Origin of the sequence: Rouxiella sp. S1S-2, from assembly GCF_009208105.1 — a bacterium.
Taxonomy (GTDB): domain Bacteria; phylum Pseudomonadota; class Gammaproteobacteria; order Enterobacterales; family Enterobacteriaceae; genus Rouxiella.
The window spans coordinates 236,910-253,833 of sequence record NZ_WFKL01000001.1; the positions used below are offsets into that span (position 1 = coordinate 236,910).

16 protein-coding genes are annotated in these 16,924 nt (G+C 51.0%); 15 read left to right on the top strand and 1 reads right to left on the bottom strand.

Features of this window, described 5'->3' with window-relative positions; translation table 11 throughout:
• Positions 1–142 precede the first annotated feature (142 nt).
• On the bottom strand, positions 143–2,011 hold the full coding sequence (kup, locus tag GA565_RS01115; RefSeq protein WP_055775365.1) for a low affinity potassium transporter Kup: 1,869 nt from the start codon (positions 2,009–2,011) through the stop codon (positions 143–145).
• Between the two features lie 321 nt (positions 2,012–2,332).
• Here kup and ravA point away from each other — a divergent pair, with 321 nt between their 5' ends.
• The 15 genes from ravA (at position 2,333) to GA565_RS01195 (ending at position 16,883) form a co-directional block, all read left to right on the top strand.
• Positions 2,333–3,841, top strand: coding sequence for an ATPase RavA (gene ravA, locus GA565_RS01120; protein ID WP_152197036.1), 1,509 nt, complete (start codon positions 2,333–2,335; stop codon positions 3,839–3,841).
• 3 nt (positions 3,842–3,844) lie between these two features.
• Entirely contained in the window at positions 3,845–5,311 is a 1,467-nt protein-coding gene (gene viaA / locus GA565_RS01125) for an ATPase RavA stimulator ViaA (RefSeq protein ID WP_152197037.1), read from the top strand.
• A 17-nt stretch (positions 5,312–5,328) separates the two neighbouring features.
• On the top strand, positions 5,329–5,790 hold the full coding sequence (gene asnC, locus GA565_RS01130) for a transcriptional regulator AsnC (RefSeq protein WP_055775375.1): 462 nt from the start codon (positions 5,329–5,331) through the stop codon (positions 5,788–5,790).
• Between the two features lie 89 nt (positions 5,791–5,879).
• Entirely contained in the window at positions 5,880–6,323 is a 444-nt protein-coding gene (mioC, locus tag GA565_RS01135; protein WP_152197038.1) for an FMN-binding protein MioC, read from the top strand.
• A gap of 375 nt (positions 6,324–6,698) precedes the next feature.
• Positions 6,699–8,588: a tRNA uridine-5-carboxymethylaminomethyl(34) synthesis enzyme MnmG gene (mnmG, locus tag GA565_RS01145; RefSeq protein ID WP_055775382.1), complete on the top strand. Its 1,890-nt coding sequence runs from the start codon at positions 6,699–6,701 to the stop codon at positions 8,586–8,588.
• Between the two features lie 70 nt (positions 8,589–8,658).
• Positions 8,659–9,279, top strand: coding sequence for a 16S rRNA (guanine(527)-N(7))-methyltransferase RsmG (gene rsmG, locus GA565_RS01150; protein WP_152197039.1), 621 nt, complete (start codon positions 8,659–8,661; stop codon positions 9,277–9,279).
• A 641-nt stretch (positions 9,280–9,920) separates the two neighbouring features.
• Positions 9,921–10,313 carry a F0F1 ATP synthase subunit I gene (atpI, locus tag GA565_RS01155; RefSeq protein ID WP_082457376.1) on the top strand — a complete coding sequence of 131 codons (393 nt, stop codon included), beginning with the start codon at positions 9,921–9,923 and terminating at the stop codon, positions 10,311–10,313.
• Between the two features lie 42 nt (positions 10,314–10,355).
• Positions 10,356–11,138: a F0F1 ATP synthase subunit A gene (atpB, locus tag GA565_RS01160; RefSeq protein WP_152197040.1), complete on the top strand. Its 783-nt coding sequence runs from the start codon at positions 10,356–10,358 to the stop codon at positions 11,136–11,138.
• A 50-nt stretch (positions 11,139–11,188) separates the two neighbouring features.
• Positions 11,189–11,428, top strand: coding sequence for a F0F1 ATP synthase subunit C (gene atpE / locus GA565_RS01165; RefSeq protein ID WP_004093904.1), 240 nt, complete (start codon positions 11,189–11,191; stop codon positions 11,426–11,428).
• Between the two features lie 65 nt (positions 11,429–11,493).
• Entirely contained in the window at positions 11,494–11,964 is a 471-nt protein-coding gene (gene atpF, locus GA565_RS01170) for a F0F1 ATP synthase subunit B (protein ID WP_055775391.1), read from the top strand.
• A 14-nt stretch (positions 11,965–11,978) separates the two neighbouring features.
• Positions 11,979–12,512, top strand: coding sequence for a F0F1 ATP synthase subunit delta (atpH, locus tag GA565_RS01175; RefSeq protein WP_055775393.1), 534 nt, complete (start codon positions 11,979–11,981; stop codon positions 12,510–12,512).
• Positions 12,513–12,524: 12 nt separating this feature from the next.
• A complete protein-coding gene (atpA, locus tag GA565_RS01180) occupies positions 12,525–14,066 on the top strand; it encodes a F0F1 ATP synthase subunit alpha (protein WP_055775396.1) in 1,542 nt (513 codons plus the stop codon).
• Positions 14,067–14,123: 57 nt separating this feature from the next.
• Complete coding sequence (atpG, locus tag GA565_RS01185) at positions 14,124–14,990, top strand: F0F1 ATP synthase subunit gamma (protein ID WP_055775399.1); 867 nt, start codon at positions 14,124–14,126, stop codon at positions 14,988–14,990.
• A gap of 32 nt (positions 14,991–15,022) precedes the next feature.
• Complete coding sequence (atpD, locus tag GA565_RS01190; RefSeq protein ID WP_055775401.1) at positions 15,023–16,405, top strand: F0F1 ATP synthase subunit beta; 1,383 nt, start codon at positions 15,023–15,025, stop codon at positions 16,403–16,405.
• A gap of 52 nt (positions 16,406–16,457) precedes the next feature.
• Complete coding sequence (locus tag GA565_RS01195; RefSeq protein WP_055775404.1) at positions 16,458–16,883, top strand: F0F1 ATP synthase subunit epsilon; 426 nt, start codon at positions 16,458–16,460, stop codon at positions 16,881–16,883.
• The last annotated feature ends 41 nt before the right edge of the window (positions 16,884–16,924 follow it).

Below are 16,924 nucleotides of genomic sequence, written 5' to 3' on the forward strand. Positions count from 1 at the left end.
GATCGCTGTCGAAACGTTTCGCTGACAGGTAAACGGCGAGTAAACCATTAAGTGGAATAAAACGATAAGGCTGGTGATAAGACGAAATGCAAAACGCCGCAGGCGTTGACCCACGGCGTTTAAATAATGACGACCAGAAAGATTAAATCTCGACCTGGGTTCCCAGCTCAATCACGCGGTTTGGCGGAATTTCGAACTGATCCGGGGCGCGCAGGGCGTTTCGGCTCAGGGCGATAAACAGCTTGCCACGGAAGTAGAGATACCAAGGTCGTTTAGTGAGAATGAGCGACTCGTGCGACATAAAGAATGAGGTTTCCATCATGCGGCACGACAAACCTTCAAGGCCACAGCGGTGGAACACTTCCTCTACGTTAGGTGTCTCTTTGAAACCATAGCTCGCCACCACACGCCAGAAAGTCGGCGACATCTGCTCAATAGTGACGCGGCGAACGTTATGCACAAACGGCGCATCTTCAGTCCGCAGAGTCAGCAGCACCACCCGCTCGTGCAACACTTTGTTGTGTTTGAGGTTGTGCAGCAGAGCAAACGGAATGACGTTGGTCGCGCGGGACATATAGACCGCCGTACCGGGAACACGCACCGGCGGAGATTTCTCCAGCGAAGCAATCATCGCCTCAAGTGAATTGCCGTGCTCGTGCATACGGCGCATAAGGCGGAAGCGCTCGCTTTTCCAGGTGGTCATCACGATAAACATCATCAGCGCCAGCACCAGAGGCAGCCAGCCGCCTGACAGTATTTTGGTCGCATTGGCAGCGAACAGCGGCACGTCGATGAACAGTAGAATCACCGCCAGCACTGCCACAATAAAACCTTTCCAGTGCCAGTTTTTATAGGCCACGGTGCACGAGAGTATAGAGGTCAGCACCATAGTACCGGTCACCGCAATGCCGTAGGCCGCGGCCAGATTGCTTGAGTGCTCGAAGCCGAGGATAACAATGACCACCGCGAAATAGAGCAGCCAGTTGATGACCGGCACATAAATCTGTCCCGCTTCCATCTCTGAGGTGTGAATGATGCGCATCGGCGGCAAATACCCCAGGCGAACTGCCTGACGGGTTAAGGAGAACACTCCTGATATCACCGCCTGAGAGGCAATAATGGTCGCCAGAGTGGCCAGAATCAGCATCGGCAGCAGCGCCCAGTCAGGCGCCAGCAGGAAGAACGGGTTTTTAATCGCCTCAGGATTTTTAAGCAACAGCGCGCCCTGACCAAAGTAGTTCAACACCAGCGATGGCAGAACTACGCTAAACCAGGCCAGGCGAATCGGCAGTTTACCAAAGTGCCCCATATCCGCATACAGCGCCTCGACGCCGGTAATAGACAACACGACCGCGCCCAATGCCAGGAAGGAGAAGGATTTATGCTCGATAAAGAAGTTGACTGCCCACATCGGATTAATTGCACGTAGCACTTCGGGATTGCCGATAATGCTGTTAATACCCAATACCGCCAGCACCAAAAACCACAGCAGCATCACTGGGGCAAAAAGTTTGCCGACCAGTCCGGTTCCGTGTTTTTGAATGAAGAACAGCAGGGTAAGAACAAAAATTGAGAGCGGGACGATATAGGCATCGAGGCTTGGCGCTGCAATTTCAAGACCTTCCATCGCGGAAAGCACCGACATCGCGGGCGTAATCACCACTTCGCCGTAAAAGAAACTGCCGCCTATCAAACCGAGAATAACCAGTACGGCGGTGGTTCTTGCCGAGGTATTTCTGCCGGCGAGCGACATCAGGGTCAAAATACCGCCTTCTCCCGCGTTATCAGCCCGTAAAACAAAGGAGAGATATTTTGCCGAGACGACAATAATCAACAACCAGAAAATCAGGGAGAGGAAACCAAATACCACGCTGGGTTCGACGTTAAAACCGTAGTGGCCGGAAAAACACTCTCGCAGTGTATAGAGAGGGCTGGTACCGATGTCACCATAAACCACACCAATGGCGGCCAAGGTTACTGCGGGTAGTGACCGTTTATGTTCTGTGCTCATAATTGGTTTCTTTTATGCTTTGTCATTTGGCTGACTTGAGTATTTGGCTAAAAATTCTTTTGCCCAAAATCCGTAAGCTATGTGGGTTGGCAGTTCCTTTAAACCCACCAAAAGGCGCACAGTATGCACGAATAAATAAGATTGCCTACCCTTTAATACAAAGACAAGCAAACAATTCATCGCAGGCGATCACATTTCTGCAAATAGAATAATTTTAATAATCAACGGGCTAGTTCTCAGAAAAAAATCATGGTTTATTAGCAGCTCACAGTCCACTATTCCATCACTTAAGTCACTATTTGGGGCAGTTTAAAACACATTATGGCGCAATCACCTCTTTTGGCAGAACGAATCACCCGACTGGCTAATGCGTTGGAAAACGGCCTTTATGAACGGCAGGAGGCCATACGTCTTTGCCTGTTAGCCGCGCTGTGTGGCGAAAGCGTGTTTCTGCTTGGCCCACCGGGTATCGCCAAGAGTCTGATCGCCCGTCGTTTAAAATATGCGTTTCGCGATGCCCGCGCCTTTGAATATCTGATGACCCGTTTTTCTACGCCAGAAGAGGTGTTTGGTCCGCTTTCAATTCAGGCACTAAAGGACGAAGGCCGCTATTTGCGCCTCACTCAGGGCTATTTACCGGAGGCAGAAATTGTCTTTCTTGATGAAATATGGAAAGCCGGTCCGGCGATCCTTAATACTTTGCTGACCGCAATAAACGAGCGACGTTTTCGCAATGGCGACAGTGAAGAGGCGATCCCGATGCGCCTGTTGGTCAGTGCCTCCAACGAACTGCCCGAGGCCGACGGCGGCCTGGAAGCGCTCTACGATCGCATGTTGATCCGCCTGTGGCTGGACCGCGTACAGGACAAACAAAACTTTAGATCACTGCTCACCAGCCGGCATTCTGAGAACACGCATCCGGTGGCAGAAGGGCTTAGCATCACCGATGAGGAGTACAAGCAGTGGCAGCCGGAAATAGAGAAGGTCAACCTCACCGAACACTGCTTCGAGCTTATCTTTCAGCTGCGCCAACGCCTCGGCGCGCTTGAAACCGCCCCTTATGTTTCAGACCGTCGCTGGAAAAAAGCCCTGCGGCTGCTGCAGGCCTGCGCGTTCTTTAGCGGTCGTCAGTCGGTTGCCCCGGTTGATGTCGTGCTGCTTAAAGACTGCCTGTGGCATGACATGAGCTCTTATCATTTATTGCAAACGCAGATTGAGCAGAGCATCACCGAGCAGGCCTACCAGCAGCAAAGCTTAAGTTTAAAAATTCAGCAACTCAATCAACAATGGATGCATTATCAGCAGCAGCAGAGCACGCGTCAGGCGTTAAAAGTCAGTAAAAAATCAGGAATGTTCAGTCGCAGACCGCAGTATCAATTGCCGGAATCGCTGTCGTCCACCAGCCTTACCCTGTTTCTGCAACAGCCGCTGCACCTGCACGACATTCAGGTCAACCATCTGCTGGTGGACCGTGAACCCATGGTCGAATGGCTTAATAAGGGTGGGCAGCTAAAGGCGAAACTCAACGGGATCGGTTTTGCGCAGGCTGTAGACGTTGAAGTCGACGATAAACTGCAGCTGGTTATTCTCGACGTGAGTCGTCAGCCAAGCTTCCTTACCTTGCCAGGCAATGAGCACATCACGGTGCCGGAGGAGATGAGAAATACGCTAACCACGCTAGGTGAATCTCTGACCCAGCAGCGCCAGCTGTTTAACCAGCACCATCCGTGCCTGTTCGTTCCGCTGGAGTGGACGGCGAAAATAGAAGCCAGTCTGATCCGCGTTAATGAACAGCTGGTGCAACAACAACAGCTGTTTGGCAGAAGCTAAACCATGTTCAGCCTGGAAACGCTGGACGTCATGCTGGCCATTAAAGAAGCCGAGCTTATTGATGAACTGATCATCACACTGCTGGCTACGCCGCAGCTGCAGGTGTTCTTTGAAAAATTCCCTCGGCTCAAGCGCGCACTGACCAAAGATTTGCCGGAGTGGCGCTTCAGGCTACAGCAGCGCATTCATGATACGCCGGTGCCTCAGGGGTTGGCGAAAGAGTTCTATCTTTACCAGCACTGTCAGCAGAGCAGCGCCTCTACGTTTAATACGGAGCTGGAGAGCACGGTTGTTCAGCTCGAACAGCTTAACTCGCCTTTTGCCACCGAGGCGCGCTCGCTAACCGACAATATCTCCACCGCCAACCAAAGAGGCCCAAACAGCAGCTTTCACGGCCTGTTTATGCAGCGCTGGCGGCTGAATATCACTTTCCAGACCGTGACTCTGCATCATCAGTTGCTGGAGCAAGAGCAGGAGCAGCTGCAAAACGAATTGGAACAGCGGCTTGAGCTGAGCGGCGAACTCTCTCCTTTATTAGTCGAAAACGACGGTGCCGCAGGCCGACTGTGGGACATGAGTAAAGGAAAGCGCCAGCGCGGCGACTATCAGTCGCTGGTCCGCTACGGCACCTTTTTACAGCAACAGCCTGAGCTGCAACAGCTAGCTGAGCAGCTGGGACGTAGCCAGACGGCAAAGGCCAATCCCCACGAAGAGACCATTCTTGAAGCGCATCGCCTGATGGTCAGGGAACCGGCCACCGTTCCTGAAGAGGTGAACGGCATCCATCACAGTGATGACATCATGCGCCTGCTGCCCTCAGAACTGGCGACGATAGGCATTGCCGAGCTTGAGTTCGAGTTTTATCGGCGACTGCTGGAAAAGCGTCTGATGACCTACCAGTTGCACGGTGACGTATGGCGAGAAAAAGAGGTGATGCGTCCGGTGGTATATCAACAGCAGGAACCGCAGCCGCGTGGCCCGTTTGTGGTGTGCGTCGATACCTCAGGTTCAATGGGCGGCTTCAACGAGCAGTGCGCCAAGGCCTTTTGTGTTGCCCTGTTGCGCATTGCGCTGGCGGACAATCGCCGCTGCTACATCATGCTGTTCGCCAGCGAAGTGATTCACTATGAACTCACATCGGCCAGCGGTCTGGATCAGGCCATGCGTTTTCTGGGACAGCATTTCAGAGGCGGAACGGATCTTTCCGCCTGCCTGAGTGCCACGCTCGACAAACTGGCGACGCCGGAGTGGCAGGACGCTGATGCGGTCATTATTTCGGACTTTATCGCCCAGCGGCTGCCCGACGAAATCCAACAGCGTGTCAAACAGCAGCAGACGCAGTACCGCCATCGTTTTCACGCCCTTGCCATGTCGCACTATGGAAAACCGGCAATTATGCGTATCTTTGACCATATCTGGCGCTTCGATACTGGAATGAAAAGCCGCGTACAACGACGTTGGAAGCGTTAATAAAAGAGAGATAATAAATGTCTGATAACTATCAAATAGACGATCTGGATCGCGGGATATTAAACGCATTAATGGAAAACGCCCGCGTTGCCTACGCCGAACTGGCCAAGTCTTTTAATGTCAGTCCGGGCACTATTCACGTCAGGGTCGAGAAAATGAAGCAGGCAGGCATCATTACCGGCACCCGAGTGAACGTCGATCCGAAGCGATTGGGCTACGACGTTTGCTGCTTTATCGGCATCATTCTCAAGAGTGCCAAAGACTACCCTTCTGCCCTTAAGCGCCTGGAAAGCCTGGAAGAAGTGGTTGAAGCCTATTACACCACCGGCCACTACAGCATCTTCATCAAAGTAATGTGCCGCTCCATCGATGCGCTGCAGCAGGTACTTATCAACAAGATACAGACTATCGACGAGATCCAGTCTACGGAAACCCTAATCTCCTTACAAAACCCCATCATGCGTACGATCCAGCCATAATTAATAAATTTTAATACCTCATTATCCACAGGTAGATCCCAGCTCATTCACAGCGTACAATAGCCATTCTTTTTTCGGGTAAGAGCCTTATGTCTGATATCACCCTGATCAGTGGCAGTACGCTTGGCGGCGCAGAATATGTTGCTGAACATATAGAAGAGAAGCTGAAAGAAGCCGGTTTTACCACCGCGCTGTTCCACGGTCCTGAACTGTATGAGCTCCCAACCCGCGGTATTTGGCTGGTGGTTTCTTCCACTCACGGTGCCGGGGAGCTTCCTGACAATATTCAGCCCCTTCTTGAGCAAATTGACGATCAGCAACCCGATCTGTCAAACGTTCGCTTTGGTGCCGTCGGTTTAGGCAGCAGCGAATACGATATTTTTTGTGGTGCGATCCGCACTTTGGATCAAAAAATAACGGCTTTGGGTGCTCAAAGAATCGGCGATCGCCTTGAGATCGACGTGACGCAACACGAAATTCCTGAAGATCCGGCCGAGGTTTGGGTCCTAAATTGGATTAATTTGCTCAGATAAGTGTAAATTTTACCCGATCAGATGTGGATAACTAGGCTTAAAAGCGGTGTGAAACCGGTAGTTATCCCTCTAACAACCTTAGGTCGCTTGGGGGGCTGTGCATAAGTAGCTCTTTTGATCCCAGCTTATACTGTCCAGGATCACCGATCATTCACAGCATTCGATCCTCTATAGCATATTGATCTAAATAGACAATAATGACTTATACACAGAAGATCGCGATCCTAATAAGAGTTAGTAGTAAGAGATCTTTAAATAAAAAGATCTTCTTTTAATTAGTGACGATCCCCTGGGACTTGTGGAAGCTCCAAACTCGCGTAGAATCCGTTTTCCCAACGCAATACGATCGTTCGTTGAACTTCGAGGTGCAGTACCATGTTTTATCCGGATCAATTTGACGTCATCATCATCGGTGGTGGCCATGCAGGCACTGAAGCGGCAATGGCTTCAGCCAGAATGGGACGTCAAACCCTGTTATTGACCCACAATATCGACACGCTGGGACAGATGTCGTGTAACCCTGCCATTGGCGGGATCGGGAAAGGACATCTGGTTAAAGAAGTGGACGCACTCGGTGGTTTGATGGCAACGGCAGTCGATCACGCCGGCATTCAGTTTAGGATACTAAACGCGAGCAAAGGACCCGCCGTGCGAGCCACTCGAGCTCAAGCTGACCGCGTGCTTTACCGCCAGGCCGTACGAACTGCGTTAGAAAACCAGCCTAATCTGATGATATTCCAGCAGCCTGTTGAAGACCTGATCGTCGAAAACGATCGCGTTGTCGGCGCTGTGACCCAGATGGGCCTAAAATTCCGTGCCAAAGCCGTCGTGCTGACCGTGGGAACTTTCCTTGACGGAAAAATCCACATCGGTCTGGAAAACTACAGCGGTGGCCGTGCAGGCGATCCTCCTGCCATATCTCTGTCACAGCGTCTGCGTGAACTGCCTTTGCGCGTCAATCGCCTGAAGACAGGAACCCCGCCGCGCATTGATGCACGTACTATCGATTTCAGCGTGCTCGGCCAACAGCACGGCGACGACATTGCTCCCGTATTCTCGTTCATGGGCAATGCGGCGCAGCACCCGCGTCAAATCCCGTGCTATATCACGCACACTAACGAAAAAACGCATGACGTGATCCGTAATAATCTGGATCGCAGCCCGATGTACTCAGGGATCATCGAAGGGATCGGCCCACGCTATTGTCCGTCGATCGAAGACAAAGTGATGCGCTTTGCCGATCGTAACGCGCATCAGATCTTCCTTGAGCCTGAAGGCCTGACCAGCAACGAAATTTATCCAAACGGGATCTCCACCAGTCTGCCTTTCGACGTACAGATGAAAATCGTACGCTCCATGCAGGGGTTGGAAAATGCGGTGATAATGCGTCCTGGCTATGCCATCGAGTACGATTTCTTCGATCCGCGTGATTTGAAACCGACACTGGAAAGCAAATTTATCAAGGGCCTGTTCTTTGCCGGACAGATCAACGGTACCACCGGCTACGAAGAAGCCGCGGCGCAGGGTCTGCTTGCTGGTCTCAACGCTGCACGCAACGCCGTAGAGCTGGAAGGCTGGGCGCCGCGTCGTGATCAAGCCTACCTCGGCGTATTGGTCGACGACCTGTGTACGCTGGGCACTAAAGAACCGTACCGCATGTTTACCTCACGTGCTGAATACCGCCTGATGCTGCGTGAAGACAACGCCGATCTGCGTCTGACTGAAAAAGGCCGTGAGCTGGGTCTGGTAGACGACGCTCGCTGGGCACGCTTTAACGAAAAACTCGAAATGATCGAGCTTGAGCGGCAACGTCTGCGTGGCATTTGGGTTAACCCGCGTCATGCGCTGGTTGAAGAAATAAACACACATCTCTCTGCGCCGCTTTCTAAAGAAGCCAGTGCCGAAGAGCTGCTGCGTCGTCCTGAAATGACCTATGACCTATTGACCCGCCTTGAAGCTTTTGCACCGGCAGTCAGTGACCCTCAGGCTGCTGAACAGGTCGAAATTCAGGTTAAATACGAAGGTTATATCGCACGTCAGCAGGAAGAGATTGAAAAACAGCAGCGCAACGAAAACACGCTTCTGCCAGAAACGCTGGACTATCAACAGGTCAACGGCCTGTCGAATGAGGTGATCGCCAAGCTTAACGATCATCGTCCGACGTCAATTGGACAAGCTACTCGCATTTCCGGGATAACCCCGGCTGCAATATCGATTCTACTGATCTGGCTGAAAAAACAAGGCCTGCTGCGTCGCAGCGCCTGATTGAGTCGCCATGCCGCAGACCCGGTCATCAAAACGGGCCTGCGGTTTCAGAATGCCCCAAGGACAACCCATGCAAAAGAAATTGGACTCGCTGCTTGCTGCGGCAGGAATAGCGCTACCCGATCAGCAAAAACATCAGCTCATTGGCTACGTCGAGTTACTGCATAAGTGGAATAAAACGTATAACCTCACCTCGGTTCGCGACCCAATGCAAATGCTGGTGCGCCATATTCTCGACAGTATCGTGGTCAATCCGCATTTAGAGGGAAATCGCTTTATCGACGTTGGCACCGGTCCAGGTCTGCCAGGTATTCCGTTGGCCATTGTGCGACCCGACTCGCATTTCACACTGCTCGACAGCCTGGGCAAGCGCGTACGCTTCCTGCGCCAAGTGCAACATGAACTGGGCCTGACCAATATTGAGCCAGTGCAGAGCAGGGTAGAGGAGTTTATTCCCGAGCCGGCGTTTGACGGCGTTATCAGCCGCGCGTTTGCTTCGCTGCACGATATGCTTACCTGGTGTCACCACTTACCGGTGAAAGGGCAGGGGCGTTTCTATGCGCTGAAGGGATTGCGTCCTGATGATGAACTCGATACCTTGCCGCAGGGCATTCAGCTGCAAGAGATAATTAAGCTTCGCGTACCAGAATTGGACGGTGAAAGGCATCTGGTGATTTTGAAAGCAAGCTAAGCTTGTTCTGAGTCAATAAAATGCCTAAAAAGCAGATGTTTAATAAAGGTAAAAATAAGCAAGCTAACTAGTTTGCTTGTTTATTCGCTTTTTACCTGCATTTTACACCTCGATATCACCTGATTGACCTTTTGGCTTTAATACGTTGCGAAATAATCACACTTGAAATTGAATTTCCGTTAAGTGCTCGATATTCGAATTGTGAACGAAATGTTGTTATTTGTTGTGTGGATGTATAAAAAGAGGGGTTTTAATTGATAGCGACATTTTTATAAAAAGCTGAATCAATTAAGCTTCTGTTTTTAATGACTTTTTGAAGTTTCTATAAGATAATGTAATTCTTAAAATCTCTGAGAAAAATGCGAATAAAACAGATTTTTGTGATCTCGCGCACGATTCTTTGTTGATTAATGGAATAACTCGACAGTCGATTTGTAGTTAATTAGCGCTATAGTTTCCTTATGAAAATAGCTCTAAAAAGGGTAATTTAAATAATTGTTCACCTTTTCGCTACTTATCCATTGAATTCGTTTGAGTGGCCCGTATAATTTGCACGTTTTTTGCTGCTTGACTCCTTTGGGTAAAGGCAGTGTTATACGGCATTCAGCATACCTCCAGTTAGGTACGAGAGAATAAACGTCATGTCTGTGTCTTACTCCTTATACGATAAGAACGGCGGGAAAGTAGCGAGAAAGCTGTTAATACTGCAGCTATTGACGTTTGTCCTTCTCAGTGCAGCATTTGGATTGAAAAGCCTGTCGTGGTCTACCTCCGCTCTTATGGGAGGATTAGCTGCCTGGTTACCGAATGCACTGTTTATGCTGTATGCGTGGCGCCAACAGGCGCAAACAACGGTCTCTGGACGAGTTGCCTGGTCATTTGCCATTGGGGAAGCGCTGAAGGTTGTGGTTACCATAACTTTGCTGGTTATCGCGCTGGGTCTGTTCAAGGCTGCTTTTGCTCCGTTGGGTGTGGCCTATTTATCTGTGCTAATCACGCAGATAGTAGCTCCGGCCGTCATTAATCGGTCGTAACCGTAGATAACCGTACTTAACTACTAAAGGGTAAGAGGCATCATGTCTGCATCAGGAGAAATCTCTACTCCACAAGAGTATATCGGTCACCATCTGACACAGCTTCAGATTGGGACGGGATTCTGGTCGATTAACATCGATTCGATGTTTTTCTCCGTGGTCCTCGGGGTACTCTTTTTGGTTATTTTCCATCGCGTCGCCAAAAGCGCCACTAGTGGCGTTCCCGGTAAACTGCAAACGGCCGTAGAGCTGGTTGTTGGTTTCGTCGACAGCAACGTGCGTGACATGTATCACGGTAAAAGCAAAGTGATCGCGCCTCTCGCACTTACTGTGTTCGTCTGGGTATTTTTGATGAACATGATGGATTTGCTGCCAATCGATTTGCTGCCTTACTTAGGCGAGCATGTTATCGGTTTGCCAGCTCTGCGTGTTGTGCCTACCGCTGACGTAAACGTTACGTTGTCGATGGCTCTGGGCGTATTCATTTTGATTCTTTTCTATAGCATTAAGATGAAAGGCGTTGGTGGTTTCGTTAAGGAACTAACAATGCAACCCTTCAATCATCCGGTTTTCATTCCGATTAACCTGATTCTTGAAGGCGTCAGCCTGCTGTCCAAACCAGTTTCACTGGGTCTGCGACTGTTTGGCAATATGTATGCGGGTGAGTTGATCTTCATCCTTATTGCTGGCCTGCTGCCGTGGTGGTCACAGTGGATTCTAAGTGTGCCTTGGGCCATTTTCCACATCCTGATCATTACGCTGCAAGCTTTTATCTTCATGGTTCTGACGATTGTCTATCTGTCGATGGCATCTGAAAAACACTGATTTTTCTTTCAACAATACTGCGTTTTAACTGAAACAAACTGGAGACTGTCATGGAAAACCTGAGTATGGATCTGCTGTACATGGCTGCCGCTGTGATGATGGGCCTGGCGGCAATCGGTGCTGCGATCGGTATCGGCATCCTGGGTGGTAAATTCTTGGAAGGCGCTGCTCGTCAGCCTGACCTGATTCCTCTGCTGCGTACACAGTTCTTTATCGTTATGGGTCTGGTCGACGCCATCCCGATGATCGCTGTTGGTCTGGGTCTGTACGTGATGTTTGCTGTCGCCTAACACAGAGTTCGCTCTGAGTTAAACGACCGACATCAACTAATTCACTTTGAAAGAGGCATTGTGCTGTGAATCTTAACGCAACAATCCTCGGCCAGGCTATCGCGTTCGTCCTGTTTGTCTGGTTCTGCATGAAGTACGTATGGCCGCCAATTATGGCTGCCATCGAAAAACGTCAAAAAGAAATTGCTGACGGTTTATCTTCCGCAGAACAAGCCAAAAAAGAGCTGGATTTAGCGCAAGCCGATGCGACCGACCAACTGATTAAAGCCAAAGCGGAAGCTCAGGTGATCATCGAGCAAGCTAACAAGCGTAAAGCTCAAATCATCGATGAAGCTAAAACTGAAGCCGAGCAGGAACGTAACAAGATCGTGACCCAAGCGAAGGCTGAGATCGACGCTGAACGTCAACGTGCTCGTGAAGAGTTACGTAAACAAGTCGGTATTTTGGCCATTGCTGGCGCCGAGAAAATCATCGAACGTTCCGTGGATGAAGCTGCTAATAGCGACATCGTTGATAAACTGGTCGCTGAACTGTAAGGAGGGAGGGGCTGATGTCACAATTTACTACGGTAGCTCGCCCCTACGCCAAAGCAGCTTTTGACTTTGCCGTTGAGCACCAAAGCTTAGACCGCTGGCAGTCCATGCTAGCGTTCACGGCTGAAGTCACATCCGATGAACATATCAAAGAATTGCTTTCTGGTGCTCTGGCACCTGAAGCACTCTCTGCAACGTTTATCGAGATATGTGGTGAACAACTCGATGAAGCGGGTCAGAACCTGATTAAGGTTATGGCTGATAACAAACGTTTACGCGTTCTTCCTGAAGTGCTCGAGCAGTTTATTGAACTGCGCGCAGCCTTAGAGGCGACCGTTGAAGTGGAAGTTACTTCTGCCAACGTTCTGTCTGAAGAACAGCAGGCAAAAATTGCTGCTGCGATGGAAAAACGTTTGTCTCGCAAAGTTAAGCTGAATTGCAAAATTGACAAGTCTGTTCTTGCCGGTGTCGTAATCCGTGCAGGTGATATGGTGATTGATGGCAGCGTTCGCAGTCGTCTTGAACGCCTGGCAGACGTCTTGCAGTCTTAAGGGGACTGGAGCATGCAACTGAATTCCACCGAAATCAGCGAACTGATAAAGCAGCGCATTGCACAGTTCAATGTAGTGAGCGAAGCTCACAATGAAGGTACTATCGTTTCCGTTTCTGACGGGATCATCCGCGTGCACGGCCTGGCCGATGTCATGCAGGGCGAAATGATTGCGTTGCCGGGTAACCGCTTCGCTATCGCCTTGAACCTGGAGCGCGACTCCGTAGGTGCCGTAGTTATGGGCCCTTACGCTGACCTCGCCGAAGGGATGAAAGTAAAATGTACTGGCCGTATCCTTGAAGTTCCAGTTGGCCGCGGCCTGCTGGGCCGTGTGGTTAACACACTGGGTGCGCCAATTGATGGTAAAGGTCCGGTAGAAAACGACGGCTTCTCTCCAATTGAAGCTATCGCACCGGGCGTTATCGATCGTCAATCCGTTGACGAACCTGTTCAGACTGGCTACAAGTCAGTCGATGCCATGATCCCAATCGGTCGTGGTCAGCGTGAACTGGTAATCGGTGACCGTCAAACCGGTAAAACTGCTCTGGCAATTGATGCGATCATCAACCAGCGCGATTCCGGTATCAAATGTATTTACGTCGCTATCGGTCAGAAAGCTTCCACCGTTTCCAACGTGGTTCGCAAACTGGAAGAGCACGGCGCACTGGCTAACACCATCGTTGTTGTTGCTACCGCATCTGAATCAGCTGCGCTGCAATACCTGGCACCTTACTCGGGTTGCGCGATGGGTGAATACTTCCGTGACCGCGGTGAAGATGCCCTGATTGTATACGATGACCTGTCTAAACAGGCCGTTGCATACCGTCAGATCTCCCTGCTGTTGCGTCGTCCGCCAGGCCGTGAAGCTTACCCAGGTGACGTGTTCTACCTCCACTCCCGTTTGCTGGAGCGTGCTTCTCGCGTAAGCGCTGCTTACGTTGAAGCATTCACCAACGGTGAAGTGAAAGGTAAAACCGGTTCTCTGACTGCGCTGCCGATTATCGAAACGCAAGCTGGTGACGTTTCCGCGTTCGTTCCGACCAACGTAATTTCGATTACCGATGGTCAGATCTTCCTGGAATCAAGCCTGTTTAACTCCGGTATTCGTCCAGCGGTTAACCCGGGTATTTCGGTATCCCGTGTTGGTGGTGCTGCTCAGACCAAGATCATGAAAAAACTGTCCGGTGGTATTCGTACCGCTCTGGCACAGTATCGTGAACTTGCTGCGTTCTCCCAGTTTGCATCCGACCTGGATGAAGCTACGCGTAAACAGTTGAACCACGGTCAGAAAGTGACCGAGCTGCTGAAACAGAAACAGTACGCACCGATGTCAATCGTTGCACAGTCGCTGATTTTGTTTGCTGCAGAACGTGGTTTCCTGGAAGACGTCGAGCTGTCCAAAGTGGGTAGCTTCGAAGCTGCGCTGTTGGCTTACGCTGACCGCGAGCACGCTGAGCTGTTGCAACAAATCAACCAAACTGGTGCGTACGACAAGGAAATCGAGGGTAAATTCCAATCTATCCTTGAGACCTTCAAAGCAACCCAGTCCTGGTAATACTGAACCGCCCTACCGCTAACGCGGCAGGGCGGTTGGTAATGAGGAGAAGCAGAGATGGCCGGCGGAAAAGAGATACGTAGTAAGATCGGCAGCGTGCAAAACACGCAAAAGATCACTAAAGCGATGGAAATGGTCGCCGCCTCCAAAATGCGTAAAACGCAGGAACGCATGGCGGCCAGCCGTCCTTATGCAGATACCATTCGTAAAGTGATTGGTCACCTTGCGCAGGGTAATCTGGAATACAAGCACCCATACCTGGACGAGCGTAAAATTAAGCGCGTTGGGTATTTGGTCGTGTCTACCGATCGCGGTCTTTGTGGCGGCTTGAACACCAACCTGTTCAAAAAACTGCTGACAGAGATTAAAGGTTTGAGCGAGCAAGGCGTCGAGGTTGACTTGGCCCTGATCGGTTCAAAAGCTGCATCTTTCTTCGGTTCCGTGGGTGGCAACGTGGTTGCCCAGGTTACTGGCATGGGGGATAACCCTTCCCTGTCAGAACTGATCGGTCCGGTTGCAGTGATGCTGCAAGCCTTTGACGAAGGTCGTTTAGACAAGCTGTGCATTGTTAGCAATAAATTCGTCAATACCATGTCTCAGGAACCAAGAATCGTGCAGCTGCTGCCACTTCCGCCTGCGGAAGAAACCGGCGGACTGGCGAACAAGTCCTGGGATTACCTGTATGAGCCAGACCCTAAAGCACTGCTGGATACCCTCCTGCGTCGCTATGTAGAGTCTCAGGTTTATCAGGGCGTCGTAGAAAACCTGGCCAGCGAACAGGCCGCGCGAATGGTAGCGATGAAAGCCGCCACCGATAACGGCGGCAGCCTGATCAAAGAGCTGCAGTTGGTATACAACAAGGCTCGTCAGGCCAGCATCACTCAGGAACTCACCGAGATCGTCGGGGGAGCCTCCGCGGTTTAAGCTAGGTTTACGAATTACGTAGAGGATTCAAGATGGCTACTGGAAAGATTATCCAGGTAATCGGCGCCGTGGTGGACGTCGAGTTCCCTCAGGATGCAGTACCGAACGTGTACACTGCTCTTGAGGTAGAAAACGGTACCTCCAAGCTGGTGCTCGAAGTTCAGCAACAGATCGGCGGCGGCGTTGTTCGTTGTATCGCAATGGGTACCTCAGACGGCCTGCGTCGCGGTCTGAAAGTGAACAACCTGCAACACCCAATCGAAGTACCAGTAGGTACTGCGACTCTGGGTCGTATCATGAACGTATTGGGTGAACCAATCGACATGAAAGGCCCAATCGGCGAAGAAGAACGCCGTGGTATTCACCGTGCTGCTCCTTCTTACGAAGAGCTGGCAAACTCCCAGGAACTGCTGGAAACCGGTATCAAGGTAATGGACCTGATGTGTCCGTTCGCCAAGGGCGGTAAAGTCGGCCTGTTCGGTGGTGCTGGTGTAGGTAAAACTGTAAACATGATGGAGCTTATCCGTAACATCGCGGCTGAGCACTCAGGTTTCTCTGTGTTTGCAGGCGTGGGTGAGCGTACTCGTGAGGGTAACGACTTCTACCACGAGATGACTGACTCCAACGTTATCGACAAAGTTGCACTGGTTTACGGTCAGATGAACGAGCCACCGGGCAACCGTCTGCGCGTAGCACTGACTGGCCTGACCATGGCGGAGAAATTCCGTGATGAAGGTCGTGACGTACTGCTGTTCATCGATAACATTTACCGTTATACCCTGGCCGGTACCGAAGTGTCTGCACTTCTGGGCCGTATGCCTTCTGCGGTAGGTTATCAGCCAACGCTGGCGGAAGAGATGGGTGCTCTGCAAGAGCGTATCACCTCGACCAAAAATGGTTCAATCACCTCTGTTCAGGCCGTTTACGTTCCTGCGGATGACTTGACTGACCCATCTCCAGCCACCACCTTCGCCCACTTGGATGCGACCGTGGTACTGAGCCGTCAGATAGCTTCTCTGGGTATCTACCCAGCGGTAGATCCACTTGACTCAACCAGCCGTCAGCTTGATCCGCTGGTCGTAGGTCAAGAGCACTATGATGTGGCGCGTGGCGTGCAGTCTATTCTGCAACGTTACAAGGAACTGAAAGATATTATCGCAATTCTGGGTATGGACGAGCTGGCTGAAGAAGACAAGCTGGTTGTATCCCGTGCGCGTAAAATCGAGCGTTTCCTGTCTCAGCCATTCTTCGTTGCTGAAGTATTTACCGGCGCTCCAGGCAAATTCGTACCGCTGAAAGATACCATTCGTGGTTTCAAAGGCATTATCGAAGGCGACTACGACCACCTGCCAGAACAAGCGTTCTACATGGTTGGCCCTATCGAAGAAGCCGTGGAAAAAGCCAAAAAACTGTAATGCTCTCCCTTAGGGGATAAAGATCGTTGCAGTATTGAGAGAGGAAGGTGACATGGCTGAAAAAGCTTACCATCTGGATGTTGTCAGCGCGGAAAAGAGAATGTTCTCCGGCCTGGTGCAGAAAATCCAGGTGACGGGTAGCGAAGGTGAACTGGGTATTTTCCCTGGTCACGCCCCGCTGCTCACCGCCATCAAACCTGGCATGGTGCGCATTGTTAAAGAACACGGCGAAGAAGAGTATATCTATCTCTCCGGAGGCATCCTTGAGGTGCAACCGAACGCAACGACCGTGTTAGCTGATACTGCAATCCGTGGAGTAGACCTCGACGAAGCGCGCGCGCTTGAAGCTAAGCGTAAAGCGGAAGACCACATTAATGGTTCTCACGGCGACGTCGACTATGCTCAGGCGTCTGCTGAACTGGCCAAAGCGCTCGCGAAACTTCGCGTGATCGAATTGACCAGGAAAGCGGGTTACTGATTGGCAATTGCCAGATCAGTGACTAAAGCACTGCCAGTTGA